The 20,410-nt window shown below is 46.0% G+C and carries 17 protein-coding genes; 9 read left to right on the forward strand and 8 right to left on the reverse strand.

Annotated features, from left to right (window positions below; genetic code table 11):
- Nucleotides 1-138: 138 nt before the first annotated feature.
- The 4 genes from ACBR23_RS09480 (at nt 139) to ACBR23_RS09495 (ending at nt 3,897) form a co-directional block, all read left to right on the forward strand.
- Nucleotides 139-1,362: a bifunctional riboflavin kinase/FAD synthetase gene (locus tag ACBR23_RS09480; RefSeq protein WP_371118967.1), complete on the forward strand. Its 1,224-nt coding sequence runs from the start codon at nt 139-141 to the stop codon at nt 1,360-1,362.
- A 62-nt stretch (nt 1,363-1,424) separates the two neighbouring features.
- A complete protein-coding gene (locus ACBR23_RS09485) occupies nt 1,425-2,333 on the forward strand; it encodes a MoxR family ATPase (protein WP_341739095.1) in 909 nt (302 codons plus the stop codon).
- A gap of 514 nt (nt 2,334-2,847) precedes the next feature.
- Nucleotides 2,848-3,174: an MgPME-cyclase complex family protein gene (locus tag ACBR23_RS09490; RefSeq protein WP_340526107.1), complete on the forward strand. Its 327-nt coding sequence runs from the start codon at nt 2,848-2,850 to the stop codon at nt 3,172-3,174.
- Nucleotides 3,175-3,243: 69 nt separating this feature from the next.
- Nucleotides 3,244-3,897, forward strand: a complete 654-nt coding sequence (locus ACBR23_RS09495) for a hypothetical protein (RefSeq protein WP_371118966.1) — start codon at nt 3,244-3,246, stop codon at nt 3,895-3,897.
- Nucleotides 3,898-3,949: 52 nt separating this feature from the next.
- Here ACBR23_RS09495 and ACBR23_RS09500 read toward each other — a convergent pair whose 3' ends face one another.
- The gene (locus tag ACBR23_RS09500; RefSeq protein WP_371118965.1) at nt 3,950-6,055 is read right to left on the reverse strand and encodes a tetratricopeptide repeat protein; all 2,106 of its coding nucleotides are present in this window, start codon (nt 6,053-6,055) and stop codon (nt 3,950-3,952) included.
- A gap of 374 nt (nt 6,056-6,429) precedes the next feature.
- Between ACBR23_RS09500 and ACBR23_RS09505 the strand changes: the two genes are divergently transcribed.
- The 3 genes from ACBR23_RS09505 (at nt 6,430) to argJ (ending at nt 8,212) form a co-directional block, all read left to right on the forward strand.
- The gene (locus ACBR23_RS09505; protein WP_340526191.1) at nt 6,430-6,624 is read left to right on the forward strand and encodes a hypothetical protein; all 195 of its coding nucleotides are present in this window, start codon (nt 6,430-6,432) and stop codon (nt 6,622-6,624) included.
- Nucleotides 6,625-6,680: 56 nt separating this feature from the next.
- A complete protein-coding gene (locus ACBR23_RS09510) occupies nt 6,681-6,824 on the forward strand; it encodes a hypothetical protein (RefSeq protein WP_341739098.1) in 144 nt (47 codons plus the stop codon).
- A gap of 146 nt (nt 6,825-6,970) precedes the next feature.
- Nucleotides 6,971-8,212 (forward strand): bifunctional ornithine acetyltransferase/N-acetylglutamate synthase, encoded by a 1,242-nt coding sequence (argJ, locus tag ACBR23_RS09515; protein WP_341739099.1) that lies wholly within the window; start codon nt 6,971-6,973, stop codon nt 8,210-8,212.
- Between the two features lie 555 nt (nt 8,213-8,767).
- On the opposite strand, the gene ACBR23_RS09520 is transcribed toward argJ, so the two are convergent.
- Nucleotides 8,768-9,928, reverse strand: coding sequence for a patatin-like phospholipase family protein (locus ACBR23_RS09520; protein WP_341739100.1), 1,161 nt, complete (start codon nt 9,926-9,928; stop codon nt 8,768-8,770).
- Nucleotides 9,929-10,085: 157 nt separating this feature from the next.
- Nucleotides 10,086-11,087, reverse strand: a complete 1,002-nt coding sequence (locus tag ACBR23_RS09525; RefSeq protein WP_371113743.1) for a zinc-dependent alcohol dehydrogenase family protein — start codon at nt 11,085-11,087, stop codon at nt 10,086-10,088.
- 215 nt (nt 11,088-11,302) lie between these two features.
- Between ACBR23_RS09525 and ACBR23_RS09530 the strand changes: the two genes are divergently transcribed.
- Entirely contained in the window at nt 11,303-14,482 is a 3,180-nt protein-coding gene (locus ACBR23_RS09530) for an EAL domain-containing protein (protein ID WP_371118964.1), read from the forward strand.
- Between the two features lie 286 nt (nt 14,483-14,768).
- On the opposite strand, the gene ilvN is transcribed toward ACBR23_RS09530, so the two are convergent.
- From ilvN to ACBR23_RS09555, 5 genes are all read right to left on the reverse strand, one after another.
- Nucleotides 14,769-15,287, reverse strand: coding sequence for an acetolactate synthase small subunit (ilvN, locus tag ACBR23_RS09535; protein WP_333253232.1), 519 nt, complete (start codon nt 15,285-15,287; stop codon nt 14,769-14,771).
- A gap of 275 nt (nt 15,288-15,562) precedes the next feature.
- Nucleotides 15,563-16,855, reverse strand: a complete 1,293-nt coding sequence (gene iscB / locus ACBR23_RS09540) for an RNA-guided endonuclease IscB (protein ID WP_340551173.1) — start codon at nt 16,853-16,855, stop codon at nt 15,563-15,565.
- Between the two features lie 262 nt (nt 16,856-17,117).
- Nucleotides 17,118-17,930, reverse strand: a complete 813-nt coding sequence (locus tag ACBR23_RS09545; RefSeq protein ID WP_371118963.1) for a carbon-nitrogen hydrolase family protein — start codon at nt 17,928-17,930, stop codon at nt 17,118-17,120.
- Between the two features lie 295 nt (nt 17,931-18,225).
- The gene (gene psaJ / locus ACBR23_RS09550) at nt 18,226-18,354 is read right to left on the reverse strand and encodes a photosystem I reaction center subunit IX (protein ID WP_340524295.1); all 129 of its coding nucleotides are present in this window, start codon (nt 18,352-18,354) and stop codon (nt 18,226-18,228) included.
- A 129-nt stretch (nt 18,355-18,483) separates the two neighbouring features.
- Complete coding sequence (locus ACBR23_RS09555) at nt 18,484-18,972, reverse strand: Photosystem I reaction center subunit III (protein ID WP_371113740.1); 489 nt, start codon at nt 18,970-18,972, stop codon at nt 18,484-18,486.
- A 135-nt stretch (nt 18,973-19,107) separates the two neighbouring features.
- Between ACBR23_RS09555 and tsaD the strand changes: the two genes are divergently transcribed.
- On the forward strand, nt 19,108-20,187 hold the full coding sequence (tsaD, locus tag ACBR23_RS09560) for a tRNA (adenosine(37)-N6)-threonylcarbamoyltransferase complex transferase subunit TsaD (protein WP_371118962.1): 1,080 nt from the start codon (nt 19,108-19,110) through the stop codon (nt 20,185-20,187).
- Nucleotides 20,188-20,410: the final 223 nt, after the last annotated feature.

Here is a 20,410-nt window from a genome sequence, read left to right on the forward strand (position 1 = left end):
GGCGGATTTTCCGATCTAGTTTTTTGTAGCTAGGACTTATAGAATTAGGAGAATTCAAGCCGTCAAGCGAAGGCGATGCACTGAGCGTAGCCGAAGTGACGGGGCTTCAGACCCATTTCTTTGGTGAAAATTTAAAGCGTGTGGGTAACTTATTCTTGTACTGCTGCTCTGACTCCAACTGCCGTTGCCTTGGGAAACTTTGATGGTTTCCACCTAGGGCATCGACAAGTCGTGCAGCCAATTTTAAATCGATCGATTCGGGACAATTCTGGGCAGATTTCGGCGACTGTTTCTGCACCGCAGCGGGCTTTGGGACAACCAGGGCCTAGTAACAACGAAAATTTGGTTTTTGAACCGGAGACTAGGAGGGAGTTTGATCCGGCAGACAGCCTCGTCCTCGCCCACTGGGGCAAGAATTCTGATGTGGGTTTGTCCCAGAGTCGGACTGAAGACAATGAGATTCCAGGCTGGAACTCTGATGGGGCCGTGAGGTTTTACGGAACGGTGGTGACATTCGATCCGCACCCACAAGAGTTTTTTACTGGTCAAGCAAAAAAACTGCTGACTCCTCTGGCAGAAAAGATAGAATTGCTAGAAGCAATGGGTGTCGAGCAGCTTGTGCTGCTGCCGTTCGATCGCGAATTGGCTGCTTTGAGTGCCCAGGAGTTTGTCGAGGAAATTTTGGTGGGACAACTGCAAGCGAGTCGAATTAGTGTCGGGATGGATTTTCGTTTTGGACGGGGACGGACGGGCACGGCTGTGGATTTACAGGCGATCGCCTCTAACTACGGCATTGATGTTACTCTAGTAGGACTTCACACCTGCGGTAGTGGCGAACGAATCAGCAGTTCTGTGATTCGCGAAAGTCTAGCCAGCGGAGACCTCCAACGGGCAAATCAGTTGCTGGGCCGTCCTTACAGTTTGGTGGGTCCCATAGTTCGGGGACAGCAGCTTGGCAGGACAATCGGATTTCCTACCGCTAATATTCAATTACCACCCTCCAAGTTTTTGCCACGTTTTGGTGTATATGCAGTGCGAGTATCGATCGAGGATGGAGATGGAGTCTTCCCAGATGAAAGTTCTTCCTATAAGTGGGAAAATCCCAAATCTCTAATGCTGGGGGAATCCTTAGATGTATCTTTGGTCAATGGGGTGATGAATGTGGGCTGTCGTCCCACAGTGGACGGTCAGCAACCAACAGTGGAAGTTCACCTGTTAGATTGGTCTGGGGATTTGTACGGTAAAACCTTGAGTGTGAGTTTGGTGGAGTTTTTGCGACCTGAACAAAAATTCCCTTCTCTGGAAGCTCTCAAAACTCAAATTCAGGCAGATTGTGATGTTGCTAGAAGTGTGTTGTTATAGGGAAAATGGAAGATGGCCAATGGCATTCTCTGTAATGGTTTAAACAATTAAAAATCAGAAAAATGAGAGAAAACATCGATCGGCTCAAGCAAAATCTAGGCAAGACTATTGTTGGGAAGACGGATGCGATTCGCTTGGTGATTGTAGCCCTGCTTTCGGGGGGACACGCGCTGTTGGAAGACGTGCCTGGTGTAGGGAAAACGCTGTTGGCGAAGTCTTTGGCGCGCTCTATCGATGGAAAGTTTCAGCGGATTCAATGTACTCCCGATTTGTTACCAACGGATGTCACTGGTACTAATATTTGGAATCCCAGCAGCGGGAAGTTTGAATTTTTGCCTGGTCCAGTGTTTGCCAATGTGTTGTTGGCCGATGAAATTAATCGGGCGACACCGCGTACTCAGTCTGCTTTGCTGGAAGTGATGGAAGAAAAGCAGGTGACAGTAGACGGGGTTTCTCGGAATGTTCCAGCACCGTTTTTTGTGATTGCGACTCAAAATCCGATCGAATATCAAGGCACTTTTCCGCTACCAGAAGCCCAGATGGATCGCTTCACTTTATCTTTGACTTTGGGTTATCCTGCACAGTTGGAAGAGTTGCAAATGTTGGAGAGGCTGTCTGATAGTTTTGCGGTGGAAGATTTGCAGCCTTGTATTTCTTTGGAACAGGTGCAGGAGTTGCGCCGTTTGTGCGCGACGGTCAAGGTGGAAGGGCATTTGAAACAGTATATTGTGAATTTGGTGCGATCGACTCGCGAAGATGAGGAGATTACTTTGGGAGTTAGTCCGCGAGGTGCTGTATCTTTGCATCGTGCGGCCCAAGCTTTAGCGTTTATTTCTGGCCGAGATTATGCGACTCCCGATGATGTCAAGAATTTGGCCCCCCACGTACTTGCTCATCGATTAATTCCCGCCGCTGGGAGGAGGGCGAAGACGATTGTTGACAGATTGTTGCGAGAAGTTGCTATTCCTTAAACAGTTGGTAGTGCATCTCAATTTGGCATAGGCGAAGCATGACCTCTGTAAATCTCTGGCGATTGCTAATAAATTGTCTGCGGTCATGCTATAGCCCCTAGGAATATATTTGCCAAAATGACAGCAAATAAGGTAAAGTAAACGGCACAAGAGTTGAGAGTTCCATCACTCCAGCAACTCAACCCACCGCTCCTACCTCAGCACAAATGAGGGTAGGAGGGAGGTTCACCCCATTGGTGTCAACTTAACGTCAAACCTAGTCACAGATTGCTGTTTGACTATTAAATCCAGATCCCCCCTAGCCCCCCTTAAGAAGGGGGGGACAAGATTCCGATCAAAGTCCCCCTTCCCCCATCCCCCCTTGGGGGGGGGGGGGGGGGGTGGGGGGGCTAGGGGGGGGTGGGGATTTAGGGGGATCTAGACTTAGGTAAAAGCGACATTTATCAAGGCTTTCAGTCTTAAGTTGACACCAATGGGTTCACCCCTAACCACTAATCTCTAACAAGCACAAAAAATGTCAACCTACTACTACGTTTTAGCTAGCCAGCGCTTTTTACTAGAAGAGGAAGCCCTAGATGAAATATTCAAAGAAAGAACTCGCAACTACCAAGAACAAGAAAAACAAATAGACTTCTGGTTAGTTAAACAGCCAGCTTTCCTAGAAGCACCGACAATGGCGAAAGTTAAGGCACAATGCCCTCAGCCCTCAGCGGCCATTATTTCCACCGATCCTAAATTCATCACTTGGTTGAAACTGCGATTAGAATATGTACTGACAGGTGAATTTGAATCACCTTCAGAAACTATCCCCGATGCCTTAGCATCCCTACAGTTAGCATGAACAAATTAGCAAAAAGCAAAAAGCTAGATTGTAAAGCTGGCAATATTTATCAGCAAAATCAACAATTTTATGGTTAAGTTGCGGATATTTTATGCTGGCTTCATCGCCATTTTTGCATTGACAATTTCATCGATTTCTGTGAAAGCTCAGCCGAGTTGCCAACCGCCTCAGTCCGATGAGTATCTACTGTTAATTGTTACCAAAACCCCGGAACAGCAAGAAATAGCCAGACGTTCTTTTCCCGGAAATACTAATAATACAGTTTGCCAATATATCACTGACACGGTAACGCGAGTTGGCGGCTTTCGCAATTCGCAAATCGCTCGCGATTGGGTGAAATATATCGAAGAAGTTGTCGGATTACGGGCTTATGTGGTACGATCGCCCGCGCAATCTATTACCCAAGATTTGCCAGTCTACAATCCTGAACCAGCTACTAATCCCGACAATGGCAGTGTGGGCTTTAATCCCCAACCCCTGGGTGCCGGTTATGCTGTGTTGGTGGATTATTTTAACCAACCGGAATTAGCCTCCCAAGTGAGGCAAGTTTTAGGGAAGCAAGTAGGCTTAGCTTCTTACGGGCAGCGTCCTTTTTTGTTCGTGGCTTATACAACGGATCAAGCTGCTGCTACTGCTGCGGTAAAAGCATTGAGCGATCGAGGTTTTTGGCCCATGTTGGTAGACAGCCGCCGGGTGACGTTAATTTCTCCTGGTGTTCGATGATGATGGCTTGATGCTAAATCCCAGTTACTCACCCCTTCGATCGAGGGGTTTTTTAACCTGGATTGGGTATGAGTTGGGGCTGATGGTTTCCTAGCTGACTTTCAGCGCGCTTTTTTGCTTCCATCGCGGCTCCATAATCTAGTCTATAGCGAAGTGCTTTGTCGTAGGAGTCGATCGCCTCTTGATATCTTTTGACTGCTACCAGGGCATTGCCACGACTGTACCAGGCTTCGGGGTAGTCTGGCTTGACATAGACAGCTTCATTATAAGAGGCGATCGCATCTTCGTACCGCTTCAAATTATATTGTGCATTCCCTCTGTTGTACCAAGCTTGATACTCCTTTGGGTTTAAATCTAGGGCTTTGCTGTAACATTCAATTGCTGATTCGTATCTGCGTAATTCGTGGTAAGACCAGCCTAAATTGTACCAGGCTTGATAATAGTCTGGTTTCAGTTTAATAGCTTGTTCGTAAGCTTCTACCGCTGCTTCATGCCGTCGCATTTTCAACAAAGCGATGCCTTTACTATACCAGCCTTGGTAAAAATTGGGTTGAAAGCGCACGGCTTTTTCGTAGGAGTCTAAAGCTTCTTGGTTTTTGTTCAATTCTAGGAAAACATTACCTAAATTGTACCAGGCTTCCGGGTTGTCGGATTTAATTTCTACTGTTTTTTGATAGGAGTTTACAGCTTGTTCGTACTGTTTTAAATTCTGGTAGGCTTGTCCCTGATTGTACCAAGCTTGGTATAAGTTTGGCTGAAATTTGACTGCTTTTTCGTAGGAGGCGATCGCTTCTTCGTACCGCTGGGAATTTAAGAGTGAATCGCCTCTACCTTGCCACGCTGGGGGATAGTCTGGCTGGATTTTTAAGGCGTGTTCAAAAGATGCCATCGCCTCTTTATCTTGTTGCAATTTGTCCAAAACATAACCGCGTCCAGTCCAAGCTTCTAAGTATTCGGGATTTAATTCTATTGCTTTGTCGTAGGCTGACTGGGATGCTCGATATTGTTTCAGTTCGGACAAAGTTTTGGCTTTTTCTTGCCAAACTTCAGCGTAGTCTGGTTTTAGATTAAGGGCGCGATCGTAAGCTTCCAGAGCTTCGGGAAATCGGTTTAAATTGTAAAGAGTATTGCCACGCTTGTGTAAGTCTGTGGCGTTAGCTGAATTCAGGGTATTGACAGCATAAGTGGATGCTATAATAGTGAGGCTAATTAAACTGGCGATCGACAATATTTTCAAATACAGTTTTTTGCGGGATTTGACAGGCACCTGGGGAGTCACGACAGGAGACAATAGAGGAACAGTACCGCTGTGAGCTGTTTTTAATTCTTTAATAGCTTCCAAGGCTTCGCCGGCACTAGCATAACGCTGGCGAAAATCGTAGCGCACCATTTTATCTAAAACTTTAGCAAATTCTGGAGTGACTGATGCTTTGTCCTGCCAAATAATTTCCTCTGTATCTGGATCTTTTGGTAATTGGTGGGGAATTATGCCTGTGAGGCATTGAATGGCGATCGTACCTGTTGCATATATATCACTGCTGAGTTTTGGGTTGCCGTGGGCTTGTTCGCTAGGCATATAACCGGGGGTACCAATGCTGACGCTTAAGCTGTTTTTGGCATGAGGATTGGTGATTTTAGTAGTAATTTCTTTGACTGCACCGAAGTCTATTAAAACTAATTTTCCGTCTCGATCTCTGCGGAGGATGTTGCGGGGATTGACATCGCGGTGAATCACATTTTGCTGGTGTACAAAGTCGAGAATTTCGAGAATTTCCTGTAAGATGCCCAGGACTTCATTTTCCTTCATGCAATTGCTAGCCCCCCCAGAGGTAGAAGGGGGGATAATTTCTTGATTTAAATCATGACCTTCTATAAATTCTTGAACTAAATAAAATTCTTGATTTTCTTCAAAATAGGCGAAAAGCCGGGGAATGCGATCGTGATTTCCCAACTTGTACAAAACTTGTGCTTCGGTATCAAACAAACGTCTAGCTATTTGTAGACTGTTGGGATCTGTTGTTTGGGGTTTGAGTTGCTTGACGACGCAGAGGTGATTTCCTGGTAATTGCCTATCTTCGGCTAGGTAAGTTTGAGCAAATCCGCCGCCTCCCAAGTGACGGATAATGTTGTAGCGACTGCTGAGTGTGATTCCAAGCATGAGATTTACCTATGGCCTTTGTCAGTTAGGTGGTTACTAGGTAATCGGTAATGGGGCATGGGGCATGGGGCATGGGGCATGGGGCATGGGGCATGGGGCATGGGGCTTTTGCTAAATTATACAAAAATAGTAGAGGAGGCAGAAATTGAGTTTTTGCTTCCTCTACTATTTTTGATGCGATCGCCTCTGGGGAGATGGAAGGGCGATCGCCAGCATTAGCCAAAAAGTGTCCGATCCCTGGGAGTGCCAGTTGTATGTAAAGTTTTATTACAATTACACTTTAGTAACTTTAGATACAGAATTATCTGTTATATTGAAAATATGGACAAGAAAGACCAGCCCAACTTTAGTCAAGCAAGACGGAGGAACCGCATATGTCTACCGAAAATCAAGCTCGCTCCCTGATGATGCGCCATCACCACTTAGTGAAAAACCGCCAGCAATCGATGCTCAACCGTAGCGCCACCGAAGTGGGTATGGAAGATCCTAACTACTGGGGTCATATTCAAGGGAAGCCCCAGCCAAGCCTGCAAGCCAGTTACGATCGCAGCAACGCCACCATGAGCTAAGCAAGCTCAATTGCCAACAGTCGGCCAAGTCAATACCTACCTTTGGAGAAATGGTGATGTCTACCCAAGAACAAGCCCGCAGTCTGATGATGCGCCATCAAAACCGAGTTGTGAATCGTCAGCAATCTTTGCTAAGCCGCGTGGCTGCTGAAATTGGTTTAGATACTAGCTCACAGCACAGAGGTCGATCGCAAACATAGCCTTCAAATAATGCCATTTACAGTATCATCGCGATTTCTTCTTGAGTTTGAATTCTCAAGAAAAAGTCGCGATTAATTTTATAAATGGGCTGAGATACTTGATATAATCCGGTCTCAATGGAATAGAAGGCTTTAGGGAGGGAATCATGTCAGACTGGAAAGTAATTGACGGCGGAGTTACAGCACCGAAAGGATATCGAGCATCGGGAATTACAGCGGGTTTGAAGCCTTCTGGCTTGCCGGATTTAAGCTTAATTTTGTCAGATGTCGATGCGATCGCCGCGGGAGTCTTCACCACATCGACTGTGCGGGCTGCTTGCGTGGACTACTGCCGCCAGTTACTGCAAGCTAAACCCAGCGCCAAAGCCATTTTGTGCAATGCGGGACAAGCCAATGCAGCAACGGGAGAACAAGGTTTAGCCGATGCCCTCGAAAGTGCGAAATTGTTGGGAGAAGCGCTGAATATTCCCCCAGAATCAATTCTGTTGGCCTCGACAGGAGTCATCGGGCAGCGGATTAAAATGGAACCGCTGAGGGCGGCAATTCCGCAATTAGTGGCCGAGGCTTCTTCCACTGGTTCCGATGCGGCCGCTAAGGCTATTTGTACAACAGATTTAGTGCCGAAAACCATCGCTCTAGAAACCATGTTTGGCGATCGACCGGTACGCATCGGTGGCATTTGCAAAGGTTCGGGAATGATTCACCCAAATATGGCAACAATGCTAGGATTTGTAACTTGTGATGCCGCCGTATCATCACATTTGTGGCAAGAAATGCTGAGTCGCGCGGCTAACAGAAGTTTCAATCAAATTACTGTTGACGGAGACACCAGCACCAACGATTCGCTAATTGCTTTGGCTAACGGACAATCTCGCACACCAGCAATTACAGAAATGGGTGCAGATGCGGAGAAATTAGAGGCGATGCTTACAGAAGTTTGCGTGCATTTAGCCAAGGCGATCGCCCGTGACGGTGAAGGTGCAACTTGTTTAGTAGAAGTGCAAGTTAGTGGCGCGCCGGATGAAGTTTCAGCTAGTAAAATCGCCAAAACCATAGTTGGTTCTTCTTTAGTGAAAGCAGCAATTTTTGGACGCGATCCAAACTGGGGAAGAATTGCAGCGGCGGCTGGGCGTGCGGGCGTACCTTTTGAACAAGAGAACTTGCGAATTCAATTGGGAGATTTTTTGATGATGGAAAATGGGCAACCTTTAGCCTACGATAAATCTGCCGCGAGTAATTATATGAAAGCGGCGGCTGAGGGAGAATATTTGACCAATGATACGGTTTTAATTCAGGTTAGTGTGGGCAATGGCGGAGGTTTTGCGAAAGCTTGGGGATGTGATTTGAGTTACGACTACGTAAAGATTAATGCCGAATATACGACTTAATCGTCATTTTTTATTAGATACCCAACTTTTTCACAAAGTCGGGTATCCAGGTATAATATATATACAAAATCACGTCTATTTTTGAATTTTCAGGGGAGTTATATCAATTCCGGTTGTATCGGAATGATTTAACCGCGAAGGCGCGAAGTACGCGAAGCAAGAGAAGAGAGAGTTTTAATACAGGACGATGAAGACAGGATTTTATATTATTTAACCGCAGAGAACGCAGAGAACACAGAGAGATGAATACAGGATTTGATAAGTAGAAGGAAGAAGGAAGAAGGAAGAAGGAAGAAGGAAGAAGAACCCCCCCCCTAGCCCCCCCAAGGGGGGAAATTCAGGAAGAAGGAAGAAGGAAGAAGAACCCCCCCCTAGCCCCCCCCAAGGGGGGAAATTCAGGAAGAAGGAAGAAGAACCCCCCCCAAGGGGGGAAATTCAGGAAGAAGTCACCCCCCCAGCCCCCCCAAGGGGGGAAGATCGAGGTGAAGAATGCTCATACAGCAAGCTTTTTAGCCACCTGTATCTTACGTTTAATTAGGTGGATTTACTTATCAGTCAACGAGACAACAGAATATCAGCCAATTTATTCAGTTTTTCATCCTCCTTCTTATTGGTCAAAAATGATTTTTCAATTTCTTGCTGAATTTCTAAAAGTATCTGTTGATTCGCATTGAATGCAGAATAGTTTTTTGACAATATTGGTTGAAAGCGAACATATTGCTCGGCATTCATTAATTGATTGATGATATAAATGATGCCGTCGGAGGAACCATCGGCAAAAACATCAATAATGGGGATACCATCTAGGGGATTAATCCATTCTCCCGCACCCCATGTTTGCGATTCTGAAATGCCGATTTGTTTGAGATTTTGACCAGTGCCTAAAGATGTGACTAAAATATCTTGGATATCGACTGTATCGCGCCAGGGGCTAGCAGGATTTTGTCGCCATTTGGGATTAGCAGGGGGATTGCTATTCCAGCGCAAACGTTCTGCGATCGCACATAATGCTGGGTTACTGGCGACAAATCCGCCGTCTATTAAAGGAATACCTTTGATATTGCCGCCTACGGGGATTTGATGGCCCTCTTCCTCCCAATTTTTGAGAAAGTCGGGATTGTTCATGATGTGGGCGGGAAAGGCAATGGGTACGGCAGCAGAGGAGCGACAAATTTCCCAAACTGGGATTTTTTCGTGGGCAACTTTGGTATTCTTGAAAACAACTGGTTGGCGATTATAAATGTCGTAACTGGTAATTAAAACTGGTTTTGGCAACTCTTGAAATAGTAAGGGTTTGCCCACTAAATTTTCGGGTTTTATTGGTTTTGGTAGTTTTTCAAAATTAATTTCTCCTTGTCCAAAAAATGCCTGAAGCACTTGTTTTAAACCTACACCATCGTAGATGGGCTGAGTGGAAAAACCTGCGGAAAGACGGTTGATAAAACTACTAAAGACATTTTTGAAAGGTGGGAATATTTCTATGCCTCTTTCGATGTACATTTTTTTGATGCGGCTAGCATCAATTCCTCTAGCTACAGCACAAACTGTCATGCTTCCTGCGGAAGTACCGGCCATCAAATCGAAATAATCTCTGAGTTTTTTATCGGGAGCTTTTTGGCGTAGTTTTTGCTCCAATTTTTCTAAAATAATGGCGGAAACTAGGCCACGGATGCCGCCACCGTCGCAGGAAAGGATGGAATAAGGTTTGTCAGCCATTCGATTTCGGATTGGGGATTTGGGATTGAAGATTGGAGATGTACCTTGTTGCTGACCCCCTTGGGGGGTGAGGGGGGTTGCCTTCTTCCTGAAGCGGTTGGTATCCTTCAACTTCGCTACGGCGGTAAACGCAGTCGTTGGACTTGCTTCCTTGTACTTAGGAAATCTGCAACACAATTTTACCTGTTACGGAGCCTGTTTCTAGTAATTGATGAGCGGCTTGGGCTTGTTCTAGGGGGAAAGTTTGGCTGACGTGAATTTTTAGTAAGTTACGATCGCACAAACGGGCACATTGCTGCAAAATACGAGCCTGCTGTTGCTGTTCTTCTACCAAACCTTGCAACATTGGGGTTAACATTAATTCCAAACTGATGCGCAGATTTCGCATTCGGGCGGTTTTCAAATTGCCTAAAGCGGGGTCTGGTTCCAAAATTGTCACCAAATCTCCATAAATTTTTACAGCCGGAATAGTTTGGTAAAAAGTTTCTCCCCCAACGGTATCGAAGGCTAAATCGACTCCTTCTCCTTGGGTCCAAGTCAAAATTTCATCGACAACATCGGCTTTTTTATAGAAAATAACTGAATCTGCTCCTAATTGTTGGACAAATTCGGCTTTTTCTGGGGAACTGACGGTAGTGCAAACCTCCGCACCCTGTAATTTGGCTAACTGTATGGCGACATGGCCGACACCGCCAGCACCTGCTTGAACCAAAACTTTTTGACCAGCTAGCAAGCGTCCGCGATCGTACAGCGATTCCCATGCTGTAATTAAGACTAACGGTGACGCCGCCGCCTGCACAAAACTTAAACTAGCAGGCTTGAGGGCGAGAAACTGCTCGTCTATCACTGCCAACTCAGTATAAGTCCCTGTCGGACCGCCTAAGCCACCGTTGCAGAAGAAAACTTCGTCCCCAACTTGAAAACTTTGTACGCCAGAACCTACGGCTTCAACAACTCCAGCACCGTCACAGCCCAAAACGTGAGGAGTTCGATCGGGATAAAAAGTACCGCGCCCCCGCAACTTAGTGTCGATCGGATTTACTCCCGCGGCTCTGAGCCTTACCAAAACTTCGGTTTCTTTTTGTATAGTAGGGGCTGGGATATCTTGCAGTTTCAACACTTCCGGGGCTCCGGGAGTTTCAAAAACAATTGCTTTCATATTTTTTTGTTAATTGTTAAAGATGCTCTACCTCCGATCCTACCTTGCTATGTTACTCATCTGTGAGGATATGTAGTTATTTTTTTAGTCGGTGTCTGCGAGAGTGGTAGTAGTCGTACAGTAAACATCTAAGTGTTCTTTTTTGGATCGGGATTACTGTTTACAAAACAGCGCAGGTTCGCTGGCATCTATATCTTTCTATAAAGCTGATAACTATGGACGGTTCTCAATACGAAATTCAGTCTCTGGCCTGTAACGATCCCCAAGTTAGTGGTGCTTCTCAATTCGATGAAGATTTGCTGGGCAAAATTTTAGCAGGTATCGATCGCGCGACGGGAGAAGAATTTTTTGAGGCGTTAGTTCGTCACTTAGCGTCCGCACTCTCAGTTCGCAGCGCCATCCTGTCCCAATTGCTCAAGTCTCACGATCGCAATGGTTCTAGTCCTAAATTGCAAGTTATCAGCTTTTGGAGCGATCGACAACGGCAGCCAAACTTTGAGTTCGACACGGCAAATACTCCCGAATCACTGACGATCGAGCAGGGAATGTACTCCTGTCCAGACTGCCTTATAGAAACCTTTCCTCAAGACCGTAGACCTTTAGCTAGAGGGGCGCGGAGTTTCCTGGGAGTCTCCCTAGTCAACTCCTACGGCGAACCCCTAGGCACTATTTGTCTGTTCGACGATCGACCCTTTTCCCCAGAAAAGGTAGCTCAATTTAGATTAATTCTCAAAATCTTTGCCTCGCGGGCGACGGCGGAATTAGAGCGACAGCGACTGCAAGCACAACTCTACACTGTGGAAGCAAAATACTGTGCTCTTGTGGAACAAGCACCTACTGTCACCTACATTTCTCCGCTGAACAACCCTAGCATCAAACTTGATATTAGCCCGCAAATTGAGACTTGGCTTGGCTATTCTGTGGCTGAATGGAAGGCTGACCCGAATTTGTGGCTGAAAGTTGTTCACCCGGACGATCGCGATCGGGTGCTGGCTGAAAGCGTTACACAGACATTCGCTGATGGAGAATATATCCCCTCGGAGGGGCCGATTGTTTCAGAATACCGGGCGATCGCCCGCAACGGCAAAGTGCTATGGTTTCGAGACCGGGCGATTGTGGTTCGCGACGAAGCCAGCCAGTCTCTGATCCTGCAAGGGGCAATGTTTGATATCACGGAGACTAAAGTAACGGCTAATGCGCTACTAGAAAGTGAATTACGGTATTACACTTTGGAAAAAATTCTCCCGGTGGGGATTTTTCGGGGCGATGCTTCTGGAGAGTGTTTGTACGTCAATGAACGATTTTTGGAGATGGCGGGGCTGAGTCTGACGGAGACACTGGGCTCTGGTTGGACTAAAGCTTTGCATCCACAGGACCATGACCGGGTTTTGAAGCAGTGGTACCGGGCGGTGAGAGAGAGATTGCCTTTTAAGTTAGAGTACCGCTTTTACCAGGGCGATCGCACAACTTGGGTATTTTCGCAAGCGGTGCCGGAAATTGCTAAAAGTGGGGAAGTTCTCGGCTACATTGGCACTCTGACTGATATTACCGATCGCAAACAAGCAGAAGAAGGACTGCAACGGGCGGAAGAAAAATATCGCAGCATCTTTGAAAATGCCAGCGAGGGGATTTTCCAGACGAGTCCAGACGGGCGCTACCTCAGTGCAAACCCAGCTTTGGCCAGGATTTATGGCTATGAGTCGGCGGCAGAATTGATGATACAAATACAAAATATCGATACCCAACTATATGTTGAACCCGATCGCCGGGGTGAGTTTTTGTCGGAAATCGAAAAACACGGTTATGTGTCTGAGTTTGAGTCGGAAGTTTACCGCGCTGATGGTACGGCTATTTGGGTTTCGGAGAATGCCAGGGCAGTTCGCGATGCTGAGGGAATTTTGCTTTACTATGAAGGCACTGTGGAAGATGTCACCGATCGCAAAATAACCGAAGAAAAGTTAGTACATGACGCTTTGCACGACACCTTGACTGGTTTGCCGAATCGAGCTTTATTTATGGATCGGTTGTCTGAGGCGATCGACTTGTCAAAATGTCGTCCTAATTTTTTGTTTGCGGTGTTGTTTATTGACCTTGACCGTTTTAAGGTTGTCAATGACAGTTTAGGGCATTTAGTCGGCGATCGATTGCTGATTGCGATCGCTGGACGACTGCAAACTTGTTTGCGTCATGGAGATACAGTGGCGCGCCTCGGTGGCGATGAATTCGCTATCTTGCTGCAAAATATCAAAGACAGGGAGGATGCAATTTATATTGCCGATCGAGTTCAAACCGAACTATCGGAGCCTTTTTACCTCAACGAATATCAGGTGTTTAGCAGTGCCAGTATTGGGATTGTTTGTTCCGGTTTGTCGCAGCAGTCATCAGAAAATTCGGAACAATCCCTCGCGGGCGATCGGGATATTAACAACATAGAAGTTGGTTTATCTGCCTTTGCTGCCGACTCCGCCATTCCCCCTATCCAGCAGCTTCAAATTTTGTACGATCGGCCTGAAGAATTGCTGCGAGATGCAGATGCCGCTATGTATCATGCTAAAGCATCGGGTAAAGCTCGTCACGAGGTTTTTGACTTAAGTATGCACACTCGTGCCGTCGCCCTTTTGCAACTAGAAAATGACCTGCGCCACGCTTTAGAACGCCAGGAGTTTCAACTTTACTACCAACCGATTATTTGTTTAACTAGCGGTACGATCAGCGGTTTTGAAGCGCTGCTGCGATGGCATCACCCGCCGCGGGGAGTAGTCTCTCCTGTGGATTTTATGTCGGTAGCAGAGGAAACCAAATTGATTATACCTATTGGTTGGTGGATGATGCGATCGGCTTGCCGGCAGATGCAACAATGGCATCAGCAATTCCCGGAGCATCCTCATCTAACTGTCAGCGTCAACCTTTCTAACCAACAATTTAAACAGCTAGATTTAATCGAACGTATTCGCGAGATTTTGGCAGAAACTCAGCTTAATCCTCGCACTTTAAAGTTGGAAATTACTGAAAGTGTAATTATGGAGAATGCCGAATCAGCAGCGGCTGTGCTCGTGGAGTTGAAAAGTTTAGAGGTTCAATTATATATTGACGATTTCGGCACTGGCTATTCTTCTTTGAGTCGGCTGCACACTTTTCCCACTGATGCTTTAAAGATCGATCGAGATTTTGTGAACCGGATGACGGAAGATGAAGGAAACGAAGCCATTGTGCAGACTATTTTAGTTTTAGCCGGTCATTTGGGCATGAATGTAATTGCTGAAGGTATAGAAACTATTGAACAGCTTAATTTGCTCAGGGCACTGCAATGTGAATACGGACAGGGATATTTTTTCTCTAAACCTGTAGACAGCAATACCGCAACCATGTTAGTAGCAACTAAACCAGAATGGTAATTAGTTTGTTGACGGTTGACTGTTGACGGTTGACTGTTAACCTTTGGCTTTTTGTTTTAGTGAATTAATATAAGCATTAAGTTTTGGTGAAAGTTCATTTAATAAGGGATGCAGATACATTTAATCCGGTAAATCCCGGACTAAGCCAGGAATAACCGTGTATGGCAAGACAGAGAAAGCAACAAGCTCTCCTGTCAAGGAGGTATCTCTCAAAGCTTTCAACAAAATATTGAAAGCGCCAGTCAACAGTCAACCGTCAACAGTCAACCGTCAACCGTCAACTAACTTAAACTTTCGCTTCCAAAGACTTAAGAAACTCGGTATTTACTCCCGACTCCCGCGTCAGAGCAATTTTCCCAGTACGAGCAATTTCCTTGATGCCAAATCTATTGAGCACCTGGACGATCGCCACCATTTTACCTGGATCTCCGACTACTTCCAAAGTCAGGGTATCATCACCAATATCCACCACTCGCGCTCTAAAAATCTGAGCTAACTCAATTATTTCCGATCGCGTCCCGGTAGCAGCATTAACTTTCAACAACATCAATTCCCGTTCCACACAAGGAATTTCGGTTATATCTTGCACTTTGAGCACATTAATCAACTTGTACAGTTGCTTAGTCAACTGCTCAATAATTTGGTCATCTCCCGGTACCACCATCGTAATCCGAGACACTCCCACTTGCTCGGCCGGGCCAACGGCGAGACTTTCAATATTAAAACCCCGGCGGGCAAACAAACCAGCAATTCGGGTGAGGACACCCGCTTCATCTTCAACTAAAACCGAAAGAGTGTGTTTCATTTATCCAAAAAGACGCATTTCGTGCAATTCTACATATTATGTTGTACGGGGGGGCAAGAGCGTTCCCTGTCGGCACTCGCGACAACTGAAAATTTGTGTACGAACGTACACAATTCCTCGCTCTAATTAAAATTATTCTGGTTTTGTCCGTGACTAGAACTGGATTTTTGAGACCAATTGGTCTCAAAAATCCTTCAGAGAAAAACGCGATGTTGGAGTGAGGGCATTTGGCGGCGGACTTGTTCTAGTCGATCGCTACGCCTCTAATCGCTAATTCATTGGACGTTTGTGGAAAACGCATACATATACCCATCGTTGCGGTGGATTGATTCGCAGTATTTATGACGCACTGGACTTACCTTGCCTAGTGGCGTTCTCATCTCGAAAACTCCACTTTCTCTGACAGTCAACCTGCCGACGTGAGTACCTGCAAACTTCCCCGAAGGGAGAACTGCCCTCACCATATCGCCAGTCCCAAACCCAAAAAACGTCTTGCACCGCGTTCTGTGCCTCACCGGAAATCCATATTTATTAGTCGTAGACATCTGACGATTGCCCCATCCTTTAGCTGAAATTAGCAACGGCTTCTTAGCGTGAACTTGCAGCATTTCTACATTTCCTACGCAGGCGGCATCCAGCCAATGAGTTTTAGGTAGTTGCAGTCGAGTACGATTGAACTTTGTTCTACCTCCTGTTGAAACTTCTATTGGTGATCCTGTTTGTTTAAGTCGTTGAAATAATGCCCAACGGGTAGAATTTACCGCAGTTGCATCTTTCAAAGGTTGTGAGGCCTGCTTCAAAATACGGGACAATATCTCAGGCTTTTTGGATAAGAACTCCCGGATATCTTGATTGCCTTTCTTTTGGTTGCATCCATGACAGGCTATGGCGAGATTGGAAACTCTATCGCTTCCACCTTTTGATTTTGGGTGAATGTGTTCTACCTCAAAAGGTACGTTTTCCACCCCGCAGTAAGCGCACTTCCTCCCCCATTTCTCTAATAAGTATTCCCTGACTTCATAGCCCGCAAGTTCACCTTGCTGATACTCCTTGCCAGAAATTTCGGGATTCTGCATTGCCTGCGTGTCAAATTTAACCAATTCCTGCGATATGCCTGTAATTGGCACATATCGACGGACGCGGTTAACCCAAGTCATGATATTCTTCACCCTGGATTCTCTACTCGGTGGCAACCATCCGGGCGTTCTCTTGCGGTTCAGAAAGCGTGGTTTGCGGTAACGAGTTTTGCGGTTACGACGATTGCGACGAATGGCACGACGCGATTCTAAGTCGTTTTTAATTTGCTGCCCGCGATGGGTTAATTCCGCACCCCAGATAACTTGATCGCCCTGCACAATTGCTAGCCCAGTAGTCTTGGAACCTGGATCAATTTTTAATTGAGCAGGTTGCACTTGCGGGTCTGAAACTGCATATTTCAGGATGATCGTGAACGGGTAACGGCGATATACAGCCGCTTGTTGTAGGTTCAATAATCGTCTTGCCTGTCCTGGCGGTACTGGATCAAGCGGTTGTTTGTTGGTATCTAGAACGAACACAAAGTTAGACATAAAAGTCCTCTGATTACTCAGGTTATGTTTTCCTCGTCAATGTTAGCGAGGCTTGTCGTGCCGGAGACACTTCCTTAGCTAAATAAAGATGTTTAATCTCCGGCGACAGAGCTACAGGCTCGAAAGCACCCGTAGGTGTCGTGACCCTGCTAACGTAGCCTAATTAAAGGCTTAGACTGGCTACCTTGTTCACTTTTGTCCAGTGATTAGCGGATAGCGATTAATTTCGGCAATTTTGAGACCCATGGGTCTCAAAAATCCTTCAGAGAAAAACGCGATGTTGGAGTGAGGGCATTTGGCGGCGGACTTGTTCTAGTCGATCGGGATTAATTTCGGCGATCGCCACACCCGGTTCATCCCCGGCATCGGCCAAAACCACACCCCAAGGGTCGATAATCATCGCGTGACCGTGAGTTTGACGGCGGCCGTAGTGGTGTCCAGTCTGTGCCGGGGCGATCGTGTAACAAGTATTTTCGATCGCCCTAGCTTGTAACAAAACCTTCCAATGATCCTTGCCAGTATAAGCCGTAAAAGCCGCCGGCACAAACAAGACATCCGCCCCCTGCTGGGACAAATGCCTGTACAATTCCGGGAACCGCACATCATAGCACACCGAAAGCCCCAGGGTCCCCAATTCCGGCGACACATAAATCGGCGGCAAATCTGCACCAGCCTTCACAGTGTTCGATTCCCGATAAGTAATGCCATCGGGCACATTCACATCAAACAAATGTACTTTTTCATACCTTGCCACCTCAGTACCGTTGGGATCGACTAGCAAGCAAGTATTGTATACCTTACCCCCCGTCGTCGGCACCGGAAATCCGCCGCCCAGAATCATTACCTGGAAACGCTGAGCCATAGTTTTGAGAAATTTTTCACTTTGTTGCCCGATGGCTTCGGAAGAAGCAATTTTTTCCTCTTCTTCTCCCATAAAGGAAAAATTTTCTGGTAAAGAAACTAACTCCGCACCCTGACGCACGGCTAGGTCGATTAATTCCTCTGCCTGGATTAAATTTTTTTCCAGGTCAGGCAAGCTAGTCATTTGAATTGCTGCGGCGAGATAAGACTTCATTGATATCAGTAGTCAGTAGTCAGTAGTTATTAGTCAGTAGTCAGTAGTTAGTAGTTATTAGTCAGTAGTCAGTGGTCATTAGTCATTAGTCATTAGTCAGTGGTCATTATAGGGGTTCTCAAGAAAGTGAGGTATGCCCTATGCCCTATGCCCTATGCCCTATGCCCTATGCTCTATTCCCTGATTTTGAGAGTTTTGATATTTGAGCCTTGAAATAACTTGATAAATCACAGCTCAAAATTCAAAACTCTCAACTTTTTTTACCTAGGTTTGGGAACCTAAATTCGCTGAAACTTTAGCGCAGCGGGTGGAAAAGCAAGTCAGGGTAAAAACGGTTGAACTCGATCAAAATTCCTGCCGTTACCACCATCCAAGCTGCTGCCAATACTGGTGCGGTTGAAAGATACTTCAGAAAGTATTGCATAAATACTGCTCCTCGAAAATTTAGACAACTTTAAAAACAATGCGCGAACAGATTTTAGATTGAGGATTTTAAAATTGGCATGAGTCAACCAGCTAAAATCTCAAATCTAAAATCTAAAATCCCAAATTACTAGCGCGGCGAAACGGTAATTTCGTCGTCTTTAGCAAACATTTCACCACTGGTGATTTCCTTGAGGGCTGCCACAGGCCACAAAAAACCACTCAGCATAAATGAGACTGCCATTGGAACATCGATAATAATCTCTTTTTCCTCTGGACTGTCAGATTTCTTAGCTGCTTGCAGATAAGCACGGCCTACCCAACCAATCCAGCCAGCGATATACAAAAACAGCACGCTAGGAATCAAAAAGTCGCCAGCGTAGCTCAAATTGCCATCCACAATTAAGTGAGGATATCCTTCAGGGCCACACAAAGCTTCGGAATAACGGTCAAATCTGGCTTTTGCAGATGCCGGGTCGCCATTGGTAGAACGGGCATCTTGAGCCAGTTCCTTGAATGCGGGGGAGTCCTTGCACGGCACTAAATTGTAAGCCGAGGCTACAGGAGCAAAACTAATCCAAAGACTCACCACTAAAATCGCAGCAAACAATCGTCGCATGAAATTGTTTCCTTTTGTTACAAAACAATAAGTTTTTGTACAAGCATTTCAACTTGTTGATCGGTCATCCAGATTACTGCTCTGTTGACAGTTTAAGCTAGCAATAGCCAACCTATCAAATAAAATTACCAGTTAATGGCAACCGTTTTCGCAATTGAAACAAGTTGTGACGAAACTGCCGCAGCAATTGTTAAGAATCGTCAAGTTTGCAGCAATGTTGTAGCATCACAAATTAAAATCCACCAGCAGTACGGCGGGGTGGTTCCAGAAGTGGCTTCACGAAGTCACTTAGAAATGTTAAATCAAGTAATTGCCCAGTGTCTGTCTGAAGCCAACCTCACTTGGTCAGAAATTGACGGGATTGCAGCCACCTGCGCCCCCGGCTTAGTAGGCGCATTGTTAGTCGGGCTGACAGCGGCAAAAACCTTGGCAATCGTCCACCAAAAACCCTTTTTAGGCGTACACCACCTGGAAGGGCACATTTATGCTTCTTACCTTACTGAACCAGACTTGCAGCCACCATTTTTGTGTCTGTTAGTTTCTGGGGGGCACACCAGCTTAATTCACGTCAAAGATTGTGGAGTTTACGAAACCGTAGGACACACTCGCGATGACGCAGCGGGGGAAGCTTTTGATAAAGTCGCAAGACTATTGCAGCTAGGCTATCCGGGCGGGCCGCTAATTGACAAATTGGCAACAGTGGGGAATCCTACAGCTTTTAAGTTGCCAGAAGGCAAAATTTCTCTACCCGAAGGTGGTTTTCATCCCTATGACAGCAGTTTTAGTGGCTTGAAAACTGCTGTTTTGCAATTAGTGCAGAAACTCAAGAAAGAAAATAATCATTTTGGTAGCGAGGGCATCTTGCCAGAATCTGTGATTAATGATATTGCGGCTAGTTTTCAAGAGAGTGTAGCTAAGAGTTTAACAAAAAGGGCGATCGCCTGTGCAGTCAATCTGGGACTCAACACTATTGCGATCGGTGGCGGAGTCGCGGCTAACAGCGGATTGCGACAACATTTGCAAGCCGCAGCAGCTAAACACAATTTGCGAGTATTGTTTCCACCTTTAAAGTATTGTACTGATAATGCAGCAATGATCGCCTGTGCAGCGGCAGAACACTTGCAGCAGGGACACGCATCACCATTAACTTTAGGAGCACATTCGAGAATGGCGATTAGCGATGTGATGCAACTGTACAATTTGAATATTGATTAAGCTGACTTCAAAATAACACGAATATTTTGGCGATTCGTGAGGTTGGAGTAAGGTTTTTGAATCTCCACGCGCCTAGTCCAAGAAACCGGGTTTCTGCGTAGCGCGCTTAGTCCAAGAAACCGGGTTTCTACGACAATTTAGGAATCATAACGAAGATTTGGGTAAGAAACCCGGTTTCTCAACGCCGCGCGCCTAATCCAAGAAACCGGGTTTCTGCGACAAT

The organism is Microcoleus sp. (assembly GCF_041354475.1).
Taxonomy (GTDB): domain Bacteria; phylum Cyanobacteriota; class Cyanobacteriia; order Cyanobacteriales; family Microcoleaceae; genus Microcoleus.